This is a genomic window from Paenarthrobacter sp. GQ52, from assembly GCF_059759005.1.
The window spans coordinates 260,315-272,679 of sequence record NZ_JCAXEJ010000005.1; the positions used below are offsets into that span (position 1 = coordinate 260,315).

Annotated in this window: 12 protein-coding genes and 1 pseudogene; 6 read left to right on the forward strand and 7 right to left on the reverse strand. The window is 62.1% G+C overall.

Translation table 11 applies throughout. From position 1 onward, the window contains the following. Nucleotides 1-113 precede the first annotated feature (113 nt). The 3 genes from AC6CH8_RS09815 to AC6CH8_RS09825 all read left to right on the forward strand — a co-directional run bounded on the left by AC6CH8_RS09815 (nucleotide 114) and on the right by AC6CH8_RS09825 (nucleotide 2,241). On the forward strand, nucleotides 114-374 hold the full coding sequence (locus tag AC6CH8_RS09815; protein WP_091467878.1) for a mycoredoxin: 261 nt from the start codon (nucleotides 114-116) through the stop codon (nucleotides 372-374). A gap of 146 nt (nucleotides 375-520) precedes the next feature. Next, a complete protein-coding gene (locus AC6CH8_RS09820; RefSeq protein WP_178993470.1) occupies nucleotides 521-1,606 on the forward strand; it encodes an S-(hydroxymethyl)mycothiol dehydrogenase in 1,086 nt (361 codons plus the stop codon). Further along, complete coding sequence (locus AC6CH8_RS09825; protein WP_498190205.1) at nucleotides 1,603-2,241, forward strand: MBL fold metallo-hydrolase; 639 nt, start codon at nucleotides 1,603-1,605, stop codon at nucleotides 2,239-2,241. Before AC6CH8_RS09820 ends, AC6CH8_RS09825 begins: the two co-directional genes overlap by 4 nt. Nucleotides 2,242-2,276: 35 nt before the next feature. On the opposite strand, the gene AC6CH8_RS09830 is transcribed toward AC6CH8_RS09825, so the two are convergent. The 4 genes from AC6CH8_RS09830 to AC6CH8_RS09845 form a co-directional block, all read right to left on the reverse strand. Further along, nucleotides 2,277-4,595 carry an FdhF/YdeP family oxidoreductase gene (locus AC6CH8_RS09830; RefSeq protein ID WP_498190207.1) on the reverse strand — a complete coding sequence of 773 codons (2,319 nt, stop codon included), beginning with the start codon at nucleotides 4,593-4,595 and terminating at the stop codon, nucleotides 2,277-2,279. A gap of 86 nt (nucleotides 4,596-4,681) precedes the next feature. After that, nucleotides 4,682-5,431, reverse strand: coding sequence for a lipoate--protein ligase family protein (locus tag AC6CH8_RS09835; protein WP_420178232.1), 750 nt, complete (start codon nucleotides 5,429-5,431; stop codon nucleotides 4,682-4,684). Continuing rightward, nucleotides 5,431-6,234: a thioesterase family protein gene (locus tag AC6CH8_RS09840; RefSeq protein ID WP_178993466.1), complete on the reverse strand. Its 804-nt coding sequence runs from the start codon at nucleotides 6,232-6,234 to the stop codon at nucleotides 5,431-5,433. Before AC6CH8_RS09840 ends, AC6CH8_RS09835 begins: the two co-directional genes overlap by 1 nt. A gap of 31 nt (nucleotides 6,235-6,265) precedes the next feature. Then, entirely contained in the window at nucleotides 6,266-6,754 is a 489-nt protein-coding gene (locus AC6CH8_RS09845) for a DedA family protein (protein WP_364305417.1), read from the reverse strand. A gap of 115 nt (nucleotides 6,755-6,869) precedes the next feature. On the opposite strand from AC6CH8_RS09845, the gene AC6CH8_RS09850 reads away from it, so the two are divergent. Beyond that, nucleotides 6,870-7,841: a hypothetical protein gene (locus tag AC6CH8_RS09850; protein ID WP_498190210.1), complete on the forward strand. Its 972-nt coding sequence runs from the start codon at nucleotides 6,870-6,872 to the stop codon at nucleotides 7,839-7,841. On the opposite strand, the gene AC6CH8_RS09855 is transcribed toward AC6CH8_RS09850, so the two are convergent. After that, complete coding sequence (locus tag AC6CH8_RS09855) at nucleotides 7,838-9,340, reverse strand: FAD-dependent oxidoreductase (RefSeq protein WP_498190211.1); 1,503 nt, start codon at nucleotides 9,338-9,340, stop codon at nucleotides 7,838-7,840. The two genes, AC6CH8_RS09850 and AC6CH8_RS09855, sit on opposite strands and share 4 nt — an antisense overlap. Nucleotides 9,341-9,408: 68 nt before the next feature. After that, a complete protein-coding gene (locus AC6CH8_RS09860) occupies nucleotides 9,409-9,900 on the reverse strand; it encodes a DNA alkylation repair protein (protein WP_498190213.1) in 492 nt (163 codons plus the stop codon). A 60-nt stretch (nucleotides 9,901-9,960) separates the two neighbouring features. Between AC6CH8_RS09860 and AC6CH8_RS09865 the strand changes: the two genes are divergently transcribed. Continuing rightward, nucleotides 9,961-11,049, forward strand: a complete 1,089-nt coding sequence (locus AC6CH8_RS09865) for a PDDEXK nuclease domain-containing protein (protein WP_179016501.1) — start codon at nucleotides 9,961-9,963, stop codon at nucleotides 11,047-11,049. Nucleotides 11,050-11,055: 6 nt separating this feature from the next. Here the strand turns inward: AC6CH8_RS09865 and AC6CH8_RS09870 are convergent, their stop codons facing one another. Next, nucleotides 11,056-12,030 carry a dienelactone hydrolase family protein gene (locus tag AC6CH8_RS09870; protein WP_498190215.1) on the reverse strand — a complete coding sequence of 325 codons (975 nt, stop codon included), beginning with the start codon at nucleotides 12,028-12,030 and terminating at the stop codon, nucleotides 11,056-11,058. A gap of 125 nt (nucleotides 12,031-12,155) precedes the next feature. Here AC6CH8_RS09870 and AC6CH8_RS09875 point away from each other — a divergent pair. Beyond that, a pseudogene (locus tag AC6CH8_RS09875) lies at nucleotides 12,156-12,365 on the forward strand (HNH endonuclease); the annotation flags it as partial.

Genomic DNA, 12,365 nt, shown 5'->3' on the forward strand with positions numbered 1-12,365 from the left:
GCAGGCATGTGACGTAACCCGGCTTCGCCACCGAACGGGAATTATTCGGACGCGGGTTACCGTTGATATCAACGAACCATCCCGTGCAAACGATCAATACTGAGGAGAGCTCTGTGGACTTCACTCCCGACTCCGGCACCATCACCATGTTCTCGACTACCTGGTGCGGTTACTGCAACCGCCTGAAGAAGCAGCTGGACGCCAAGGGCATCGGCTACACCGAGATCAACATTGAAGAAGTGGATGGCACTGCCGAACTCGTCGAGCAGCTCAACGGCGGAAACCGTACGGTCCCCACCGTGCTGTTCCCCGACGGAACCGCGGCCACCAACCCCTCCGCTTCCGAGGTTGAGAAGCGCCTGGTCGCCGTCTAACCGCCGCCTCCACGCGTAACCCCTCCAGGGCCCGCACGGAACAATCCACACGCTGTCTGTCACCTGTGATAGACAGATTGGGAATCCGTAGCGGGCCCTGCTGCATTTAAGGGCCCGCTACCCGCGAGCCCGAAAGGAACATCTCCATGGTCCACGCAGTCAAAGGTGTCGTCGTCCGCTCCAAAGGCGCACCCGCAACCCTGGAAACCATCCTGGTTCCCGAACCCGGTCCCGGCGAAGCCCTGGTGGACATCCTCACCAGCGGCGTCTGCCACACAGACCTCCACTACAAACTGGGCGGCATCAGCGACGATTTTCCGTTCCTGCTCGGCCACGAAGCCACCGGCGTTGTCAGCGCGGTGGGCCCCGATGTCACCGATGTAGCCCCCGGCGACCGCGTCGTCCTCAACTGGCGGGCAGTCTGCGGCAACTGCCGGGCCTGTAACCGGGGCCAGGCCCAGTACTGCTTCAACACCCACAACGCCACCCAAAAAATGACCCTCGAAGACGGCACGGAACTCTCGCCCGCCCTGGGCATCGGCGCGTTCACCGAAAAGACCCTGGTCGCCGCCGGACAATGCACCAAGGTAGACCCCGACGCCGATGCCGCCGCTGTCGGGCTGCTCGGCTGCGGCGTCATGGCAGGCTTGGGCGCGGCACTGAACACCGGCGGCGTCAAGCGTGGCGACTCGGTGGCCGTCATTGGTTGCGGCGGCGTGGGCGTAGCAGCCATCGCCGGTGCCGCGCTCGCCGGCGCCACCACCATCATCGCCGTCGACATCGACGCAAAGAAGCTCGAGCGCGCCAAAGAACTCGGCGCGACACACACCGTGGATTCATCCACGGGAGACCCCGTCGAAGAAATCCGCGCCCTGACAGGCGGCTTCGGCGCAGACGTGGTGATTGACGCCGTCGGACGTCCCGAAACCTACAAGCAGGCGTTCTACGCCCGCGACCTCGCAGGCACCGTGGTCCTGGTTGGTGTCCCCACTCCGGAGATGACCCTGGAACTACCACTTCTTGACGTCTTCGGCCGAGGCGGATCACTCAAGTCATCCTGGTACGGCGACTGCCTGCCCTCCAGGGACTTCCCCATGCTCGTGGACCTCTACAAGCAGGGCAAGCTGGACCTGGACGCATTCGTGACCGAGCGCATCACCATCAACCAGGTCGAAGAAGCGTTCGACAAGATGCATCAAGGCGCCGTCCTGCGATCGGTGGTTGAGCTGTGAGCGCCGGCAACCTCGCAATCGATCACGTTGTTACGTCCGGGACATTCTCCCTGGACGGCGGAACCTGGGACGTTGACAACAACGTCTGGATCATCGGCGACGACTCCGAATGCATCGTCATCGACCCCGCCCACAACCCCGAAGCGATTCGTGAGGCCGTGGGCGGCCGCACCGTCAAAGCCATTTTGCTGACCCACGGCCATGACGACCACATCAGTTCCGCCGGCGCGTTTTGGGAGCTCGTCAAAGCTCCCATCCACCTGCACCAGGACGACTGGATGCTATGGCGGGCAGTGTTCCCCGAAATTGATCCCGATGTGGCAATCGTGGACGGCGACGAGTTCACCATTGCCGGTGCAACACTGAAAGCGATCCACACTCCCGGACACTCGCCCGGGTCTGTCTCGTTCCACCTGCCCAGCGAAGAAACACTCTTCAGCGGAGACACACTCTTCCAAGGCGGACCCGGTGCGACGGGACGCTCATACAGCGACTTCCCCACCATCATCGAGTCCATCCGGACCAAGCTCCTCCCGCTGCCCGAGGCAACCGTGGTCCGCACCGGACACGGCGATTCCACCACCATCGGCGCGGAAAAGCCGCACCTGGATGAGTGGATCGCAAGGGGTCACTAGCTCCAGCGCGAGCGAGCTTCACGGTTTCGTTCGCGTCAGCCGGCTGCCGACCCGTATACCGGGGCGGCGGCCGGCTCAAGCCTGATAATCACCGACTTCGAGGCCGGAGTATTACTCTCCTCCGCCGTCGAATCCAACGGCACCAGGACGTTCGCCTCCGGATAGTAAGCAGCTGCGCATCCCCGCGCACTGGGGTACGCGACCAAACGCAACTGAGGCAGGACACGGTCAACGCCGTCGTCGGCCTCGCTGTGTACATCCACGTAGCCCCCGTCCTCGAAACCCAATTCGGCCAGGTCCGATGAATTCACCAAGAGGACCATGCGGCCTTTCTTTATGCCCCGGTACCGATCGTTCATGGCATACGTGGTGGTGTTGAACTGATCCTGTGACCGGATTGTTTGCAGGAGCAGGCGGCCCTTGGGAATCGTAATTGTCTCAAGCTCGTTGACGGAGAACATGGCCCTGCCCGTTGCTGTGGGGAATGTCCTGCTGTCCCTTGGCCCGTGCGGCAAGACGAAGCCATCCTCCTCGCGGATGCGGGCATTGAAATGCTCAAACCCCGGCACGACGCGGGATATGTGATCCCGGATGGCGTCATAGTTGCGTCCCAGCCCGACCCAGTCAACCGGCACTTTATCGCCCAGGACAGCTTGGGCCACGCGGCTGACGATGGCCACCTCGGACAACACATTCAGGGCTATTGGCTCAAGCGGACCCACCGAGCGATGTACCGCGCAGACCGTGTCCTCCACGGTGACAAACTGCGCCACGCCGCCCTGCCTGTCGATCTCTGTGCGACCCAACGTCGGCAGGATCAGGGCCTGCTCACCTACCACCACATGGGAGCGGTTGAGTTTGGTTGAGATTTGTACAGACAGACGCGTTTTCCGCACCGCCGCTTCAGCAACCTTGGTGTCTGAAATGGCGTGGACCAGGTTACCTCCCAACGCGATCAGGACTTTGATCCTGCCATCCCGCATGCCCCTAATGCTGTCCACTGCATCGACGCCGGGATTCTGTGGCGGGGCAAAGCCGAACTCCCGCTTGATTGCCTCCAGGAACCGTGGCGGCATCTTCTCCCAAATGCCCATGGTCCGGTCACCCTGGACGTTGCTGTGTCCACGGATCGGGCACGGCCCTGCGCCGGGCTTTCCGATGTTGCCGCGTAACAGGAGCAGGTTGATGATCTCCTTGATGGTGGGCACGGCCTTCTTGTGCTGGGTAATGCCCATGGCCCACGTGATGATGACTTTATCGGCACGGACGTACCTCGCGGCCAGTTCATCAATGGCCGCGCTGCCAAGCCCAGTAGCAGTGAGGACATCGCGTTCATTCAATGTGGCGAGGTGGGCTGCCAAACCGACGAAGCCCTGGCAATGCTCATCTATGAACGTGCGGTCCAGCACCGTTCCGGGGGCAGCCCTCTCGGCATCGAGGACACGCTTCGAAAGTGCCTGCAACAATGCCATATCCCCGGCGATGCGGATTTGCAGGAACTGGTCTGCCAGATCCGTGCCCTTGCCTACCAATCCCCGAGGCCGTTGCGGGTTCCGGAAGTTGATCAGACCAGCCTCGGGCAACGGATTCACGGCCACAATCTCCGCGCCCGCTTCTTTCGCTTCCTCCAGGGCCGTAAGCATCCGCGGATGGCAGGTTCCCGGGTTCTGGCCCATGATGATGATCAGGTCAGCCTTGGCAAAGTCCGCGTAGGTGATGGCAGACTTCCCCACCCCGATGGTTTCCCCCATGGCGACCCCGGTGGATTCGTGGCACATGTTGGAGCAGTCGGGGAGATTATTGGTTCCGAATGCCCGAACGAAAAGTTGATAGAGGAACGCTGCCTCGTTGCTCGTGCGTCCGCTGGTATAGAACGTCGCCTGGTCAGGGGTCCCAAGCCCGTTCAGCTCCTGGGCGATGACCTCAAACGCCCGGTCCCAACTCACAGGCTCATAATGATCAGAGCCCGCAGCCTTATAGACCGGTTCCACCAACCTTCCTTGCTGTCCCAGCCAGTACTCGGATTTGGACTCCAAGGCACTCAAGGTGTTGTCCGCCCAGAACTGCGTGGGAATCCTGAGTGGCTCCGCCTCCCACCCGATTGCCTTGGCGCCGTTCTCGCAAAATTCAGCCGCCTTACGTTCCGGCGGGTCAGGCCAGGCGCAACTCATGCAATCGAAACCGTCCTTTTGGTTGACGGCCCGTAGTGTCTTCCACGCCCGGGACGGCCCCATATCGGCCATGGCGTGCGGGAGTGTTTCGCTCAGACTGGGCAATCCCGCGGCGGATCTCTTAGGCGGGCTGACGCTGATGCCTACGTCAGACTCCTCAATAGGGTGCTTCTTCCGGCCCATTGTTCCACCGCGATCCGCGTGCTTGGGAAACCCTGTCTAATTCAGACTAGACCCGGGCACCAACACGCTCAACGGACCTGCGGCGACTAGGCCAGCAAAGTCTGGAAGTCGCCGTCGATGATGTCTGCGTAACCGCGGTAAGCCTCAATCACGGCGTCCTCCACCGTTGCTACGTCCAGATGCGGCAGCAGGTCATTCGCAGCCCCGGCAGTGGCGGTGTCCCATTCGAGGCCGAGCGCAGCATAACTCGCGGCCAGGACCTCGCGAATGGGTTTGGAGTCCTCCACCACGATCACGGAGCTGAACAACCAACCTCCGGAGACGACGCGTTGGGCAGTGCCGATGAGCTTGATGCGGTGAGCAGGAAAATCGGGGTCCTCACCGTGGACGCTGAACTCCCCCGGACAGTACTCCCCCGGAATTTCGCCGACGGCGGCATGGACGCCGACGCTGCGAAGCGCGCCGGCCAGCAGCTCACCAAACTCCGAGAAACGGGCTTTGGCACGCACTATCGCGTCGGGATGCGGCTCAATATGATCTATGACCAAGGTCCCTTGGTGATACGCGGCGGCGCGGCCCCCGGCTTTGCGTATCAGGGGCTCAAAACCGAGTTCCCGGCATGCCTCCTCCGCTGCGTGAAAACCAGGAAGGTTTGCATCGCGCTGGCCGAAAGCCACGGTAGGTTGCGGACGATACAGGCGGAGGGACGGACCGAGCTTGCCGTTGCGGGCACGCTGAAGCAGCTCCAAGGCGAAATCGAGGTCTCCCGCCGCCCCCATCGAATCCTTCTGGCGATAAACCGTAAGCTGGCGGGTCCCTGCTTCCGAGCCGCCCATCAACTCTTCCTCAACGTCAGGATCTGTTCAGCCCGCCCGAAAGGTCCGTTGGCATCATGGAGCACAGTGGATGTCAGGCCGATGCCGTCAGCCCCGAAAGAGACCTTGTTGTCCAGCCCCAACCATTCACCAGACGGAGCACGGTACATGTGGATCTGAAGATCGACATTGGGAAAAATGTAGCTGTTTTCACCAGGTGGAACACGGGCCGCGATGCCGTTCGCGGTATCCACCAAGCCCATGAGGCGGGCGAGATCGGTGCTGTCGTGTTGGTCGGTCAGCGGATGGGATGTCCGGATCCACACCTTGCCCGAACCAGGCCGGTGTCCTTCGGCAATGCGCATCTCCAAGGACCGGATGTATCCCCCGGGCCACACGCTGGCGCCATCCCATGGCTTGCATTCGTCCGGGGCCGGCATGGACTCATCTTCCACTGCGGCTACAGCGCTGGTGTCGCTGGTGACCATACGCCACGCGGCAGCACGGATTGCCACACGGCCTCCCGCCGAAAGCTCTGCCTGGATAAGTTCGATGGTCCGTCCCGGCCTCAACGTCGAGGTGGTGACCTGGAACTCGCCACCGGGAATCAGCCCGAGGATTTCGTAGCTGATCCGCGCCAGGCGGACGTCGTCCCGGGGTTCATGGCGCACCAGGGCATCGGCAATGATGCCCGAGGCGGGGGCCATGTGTTGTTCGTGGGGATTCCACGCACCTTGGGCATGGATGGTGGACCGGTAGCGGCCCTCGCCCAATGATTCGTAGTAAAAATCGCCGTCCGCCAGTTCCGGTAATGCAGTAGTCAACCCAGGCCTTTCGCCGATCCAGCTGTAGAACTCAGACCACTGTATCCGCTGATTTGGCCCTCGCCCGACGCCGACGGAACACGACAACCCAGACGACGATGGCCGCCAAGGCTGCGATTCCTACAGCAGCACCAACTGGCGACGCCGCCGCTACCGCCAACCACGCCTCCAAAGCAGCAAGGCCAATGGTCGCGTAAAGCAGTGCCCAGATGACAGAACCCGCCACGGCGGCGGGCAAGTACCGTCGGAGCGGCATGCGGGCAGCGCCCGCTGCAAGGTTGATGGCCGTCTGGAGGCCGATGGTCAGGAAAGAGAGTACGACGGCGTACGGTCCCCAGCGCTGAATCAGGGCCTGGGCACGCGCTGCTTTGGGCCGCTCCAGAGAATCACCGAAGCGGGTGTGCGCGAGTCCGGCCACCGCTCCCCGCCCAATCCAGTAGGTGACGTTGACGCGTATCATGACGATCGCGAAGAGCGCCGCGAGTGCGACGCCGAAAGGCAAACTCATGATCTGGTCCACTCGACTTAGGCTACCCTAAGCAGCGGGTCAATGAAGACTCGCGCTCATGGACTGCACGGCGGAAACTCTGGACGTGTCCAAACCGGCGGACCAGTGCGAACCCTAGGATGAGTGGATGGACCTCCGCGATGCCGCCCAGGAGCTGTACGCCGTGACACCCCGTGATTTCACGGCGGAACGAACTGCGCTTGTCCGCAAAGCGAAGGATGCCGGCCAGAAGGACCTGGCTAAAGAGATTGGCAACCTCCCAAAGCCGGCCGCCGGCGCCTGGGCCATCAACATGCTGGCCGTTCACAAGCCCGAGGTGATTGACGGCGTCGTACGCTTTGGTGTTTCGCTGCGAACCGCCCAGGAGGAGGGCGACGCAGAAGCGTTTCGCGAACTCGGGCAGCAACGCCAAGGCCAACTGACATCCGCTGTGCATGCGGCCAAAGATCTTGCCTCCGAGCTTGGCGCTCCTCTTAGTGCTGCCGCGGCATCCGACGTTGAGCAAACGCTCAGGGCCGCCATGGCCGATGCCGGGGCCGCCGCCGCGGTAGGAACCGGGCGGCTGGTGCGGGGGCTCAGCGGGAGCGGCTTTGAGGCAGTGGACCTTACAGGTGCCATCGCTGCGACCGGTCCGGATGACGAAGCTAGCCCCGTATCTGCGAAGGCGCCTGCAAAGCGCGCGGCCAAGACGGAACCGGCGTCACCTTCCAAGGACAAGCCCTCTAAAGAGAAGCCGTCCAAAGAAAAGGAACCAAAAGACGAAGCGACGTCCCTCGCCGGTCGGCGTGCCGCCAAACAACAAGCCGCACTGGAAGAGGCCCGCCGCGACTTTGAAGCCGCCGACAAGGACGCCAGGGAAGCAGAAGCGGCAGCATCCGAGGCGTGGGACACCGTCAAAGAGCTGGCCGGCCGTCGAACAGACCTCAAATCCGAGATCGAAGACATCAAGAAGCGTCTGGCCACTCTCGAAGCCGAACTCATTGGGATTACCCGTGATGCGGAATCCGCGGAATCAGACAAGAAGCGTGCAGTCCGGGCCGCAACGCAGCAACGACGCGCCGCGGACCAAACCCAGCGGCGCGTCGAACGGCTGAGCTAGTCCTTCTTCTTAATCGGCGACTTCTGCAGGTGGTGCGTGGCCGGGCCTTCCAAGTACTTTCCTTCCGGGGTGAAGCGCGAACCGTGCAAGGGGCAGTCCCACGATTTTTCAGCGTCGTTCCAGGTTAATAATCCGCCCAAGTGCGCGCAGCTGGCGGACACCATGCAGACCTTCCCGTCCACGGTGGACACCGCCGCGGGCTCGCCCTTGTAGAGCCCGACGACGCCACTGCCTTCCGGTGGGCGCGTTGCGTCAGTGATCTCAGGGTTGCTCCTGACCTTGGCTTTGTCCTCGATCATCCGTTTGGCAGTGCTGGCATTGAGGCGAATTGCTTGGATGGCACCTTGGGGTGATGTGACCCGGTGATGGATGGCCGTGGCCCAGTCGGACTGGCCACCCAGGATGTCCGAGGTGATGGACAGGGCAGCAGCCACCCCGTTACTCATCCCCCATTTGTTGTAGCCGGTGCCAAAGAAGATCCGTCCGTGGCCACGGGGAAGCTTGCCGAAGAACGGCATCAGGTTAGTGGCTTGATAGTCCTGCGCCGACCAGGTGTGGGTCACCTCGGCACCGGGGTAGTGCTCATTGGCCCATCCCAGCAGGTCATTCAGATGCTGTTGCGGCGAAGTGGCTCGGCCACCGGTATGCCCGTAGCCGCCAACCAAGAGCAGCTCGCCCTCGGGAGTGGGATAGGTCCGCTGGGATCGGGTTGGGGCGTCGATGGACAGGTACATTCCCTTCGGAATGTCCCCTGCCACGCGAAGGGCGGCGGCGTAGGAACGGTTCGGTTCGAGCTTCGCGAAGTACAAACCGCGGTCCAGGATGGGCGTTCCTGTGGCAACCACCACAGTGTCCGCGGTGAACGTTCCTTTGCGGGTGGCCACTTCCAACGGCAGATCTGAGCCCACGTTCTGGACCTGCACGCCCTCAACGATCAGGCCGCCGTGCTCCCGGACATCGCTGGCGAGGGTCTCAAGGACATCCATGGGGTGGATCTGCGCTTGGTCTTCGAGCTCCAGCGCCTCCACAACAGGGAACGGCAATCCGGGATCACGGCTGAAATGGACATCCAAACCCGCGTCCCGCGAAACGGCAGCTTCCTTGCGGAGCCGCTGCCCGCCGTCGTCGGTGGTTGCGAAGGTGACCGCGGTCCTGCGCTGGAAGGGGACGCCTTGCTGCTCCATGTACTGCGCAAGCCAGGCTTGTCCGGTCTTGTTGGCTTCCACATAGGCCTGGACCACCTTCAGCGAGTACTGGCTGCGCAACGCGGAAAGCACACCGCCCTGCAGGAGGCTCAGCTTGCCAGTTGTGTTTCCCGTAGTCACAGCGCCTAGTGTCCGGGCCTCGAAAACCACCACGCGCTGGCCGGAGCGGGACAAGAGCAACGCTGCGACCATTCCGGTGAGGCCGGCGCCCACCACAATCGTGTCAAAGTGCTTCTCAGCGGGGATTGCGTCAGACGTGAAGTGAGATTTGCGGTCAAGCCATAGCGATTTCATCGAACAATCCGCCTCTCAAACTCAGTGGCATGTGTTGAGGGAAACGCTAGGCGGGTCGCTGGTGCTTATCAAGGGGTGGCGGTGTCTCTCGCCAGAGCCGCTGCATGCTGTAGTTCGGCGTCCGGATCAGTCGCCCAACGCTCCAGTACGCGTTCTGCGCGTTCCTTCGCGAGTCCTTCCAGCCGCGCAATGAGAGGCCTCACAACGTCTCTGGCCAGCGGGTCCACCAGCTCCCGGGTTCCTGCATGCCTGATGAATCCCTCGATGCGCGTCAGATCGGTGTTGACGAGAAGCCCGACCTTGGCCTGCAGCAGAACCACCGCTGCGAGGCGGCGTTCGAAGACCGGCTCCTCCCAAAGTTCCGAGCTCAGGGCGGTGATGTCGTCATGGTTGAGGTTCTTGTACCGCTTCAGCGCATCCCGGACCGTGCCACGCACCGCGCCCACGGACGCGCCGTATACCTTCAGGCTCCCGCCCAGACGTTCACTGGCCTCTGCCGCCTTCTCCCAGGTCGATTCCATCTGCAGGGTGTAGTCCACGAATTCACCGGCTTCACTCACCTGTCTATTTTGTCAGTGCCTCCCCCTATCGTGATGACAACAGCAACCGACAGGAGCAACATGCCGTCCCAAGAGCTCGCCACCGAGGCATCCTTTCCGGGTGTCCCCGCTGCTTCGTCCATGCCCGACTGGTACCCGACACTGCTCAACACCGTGGCTCAAGAGGTCCGTGTCGGCAGGACCCGGGCGCTGGCAGCCGCCAATAGCGAGTTGTTGAATTCTTACTGGAGTATCGGCCGGCAGCTCGCCGAGCGTGAATCCGAGCAAGGCTGGGGAGCCAAGGTGGTCACCCGTCTGTCCGCCGACATCCGGACACGGTTCCCGGAAGCAAAAGGCTTCTCCCCCAGGAACCTGAGGTACATGAAGAGCTTCGCCCAAGCATGGCCGGACTTTCCAATGTTGCAAGCGCCGCTTGCAACATTGCCCTGGTACCACCAGATCGCACTGCTGGAAAAGCTCGACGACGCCGCCACGCGCCTTTGGTACGCCGCGGCGGCTGCCCAACACGGATGGTCGCGCAACGTGCTGACCCACCAGATCTCAACGCGTCTGCACGAACGCTCAGGGCAGGCCATCACCAACTTCAAAACCACCATGATCCCTGCCGATTCGGACCTCGCGCAGCAGGCGACCAAGGACCCCTACGTCTTTGACTTTCTGTCCATGAGTGATCGGCACACCGAACGGGACCTGGAGCTGCAGTTGGTGAAACACGTGGAGAAATTCCTGCTGGAACTAGGCCAGGGTTTCGCTTTCGTTGGTGAGCAGGTGCGGCTGGAGATTGCCGGGGACGAGTTCTTCGCAGATCTGCTCTTTTATCATCTGAAGTTGCGCTGCTACATGGTCATCGAACTCAAGGCCGTGAAGTTCGAACCTGGGTTCCTCGGGCAATTGGGTATGTATATGGCGGCCGTGGACGACCTCATGGCGCATCCCGACGACAAGCCCACCATCGGCCTGCTGTTGTGCAAGGAGAAGAACAGCGTGGTGGCCGAGTACGCACTGCGTGGATTCAACGCTCCTGTGGGCATCGCGGAGTGGAAAACCTCCGTTGCTGACTCCTTGCCCGATGAGTTGGTGGCGAGCCTGCCGAGTATCGAGACCTTGGAGGCCGAGCTGGCGAGCGAGGCTGCGCGTTTGCAGGGCTAGGGGTGTTCAGACGTTGTCCTTGAACCAAGCCAGGGTGTCGTTCCAGGCAGCAGTTGCCTGAGCCTCCACGTAGCGCTCGCCCGTGTCATTGTGGAACGCGTGGTCCACGCCGGGGTACACCTTGAGCTGGTGCTTGACCGCTGAGGCATCCAAGGCTGCCTGCAGCTGGGGCATTGCCCCGGTGATACGTGCATCGTTCTCCGCGTAGACGCCAAGGACCGCCGGCTTGATGGTGGGCACCTTGGCCAGGTCCGGCGCGGGACCGTAGAATGCGGATGTTGCTTTGAGTCCTTGGATCTCGGTGCTTGCCTGCCATGTGATGCCGCCACCGAAGCAGAAACCCACCATGGCGATCCGGCCCTCTTCGACGAAATCCTGGCCGTTGATGTACTCCAAGGCTGCTTTGAAATCGTCCACGTGCCTTTGGGCGCCCGCCTGCGTCAGAGCGCCGGGGACAGCGTCCGGATCCATATTCGCGGTGCCGCCCTCCCTGCTGAGGAGGTCCAGCGCCAGCGCCGCGTACCCTTCCTTGGCGAAACGTCGGGCAACGTCCTGGATGTGCTGCGTGAGCCCGCGGTTTTCGTGGCAGATCAAGACGCCGGGACCCTTTTGGCTCCCCTCGGGCCTGGCCAGGTACGCGCTGATTTCCGTCCCGTTTGCGGGGAACGTCACTGTTGCCGTCGTCAGGCCCGCAGCACCTTCCGGGACAGATAACGGACTCTTGGCGTTGGGAACTGCAGTAGTCGCGGTCCCTGTTCTTGCCGCCTCGGATGTCGGTGAAGGCGTGGGCATGGGGTCGGTGGTTTGAGGAACCTCGTCCGGTGTACAGCCCACCAAAGTCATGGCTGCCGCGGCCGCAGTCATGCTTCCCATGATGAACGCCACCCGCCTGGTGAATGTCTTATGCGACATGTCCCCCGACCGGAAGTCGTCGTAGAACTCTTCGATCAAGTACTTTTCGAATTTCTCCAGCTGCACCATGGTGAACCTCCCGAAGATGGCACTTATCCTCCCCTGATGTGAAGACGCGGAAAAGGGCGGGATGGTTCAACTCCGTCGCGGATGAAGCGTCTAATAATGTCAGTGCCTCCTGCGAGAGTAGGGACATGAAGCAGATCCGGGAAAGGCAAACGAAGACAGCGGTGTCCGCTGCGCCTCTTCTTGCCACATCCCGAGGCGTGCCTCAGCCCGGCGCGGTTCCGGCCGGCTCCGTGAGTGGGGACCTGATCGAGCAGTTGCGGGTTTTGGAGGAGATGAAGTCGGCTATCACGGCTTTGCAGGCGCGGGTTGCTGTGGCTTTTGATCTTGCCCAGCGC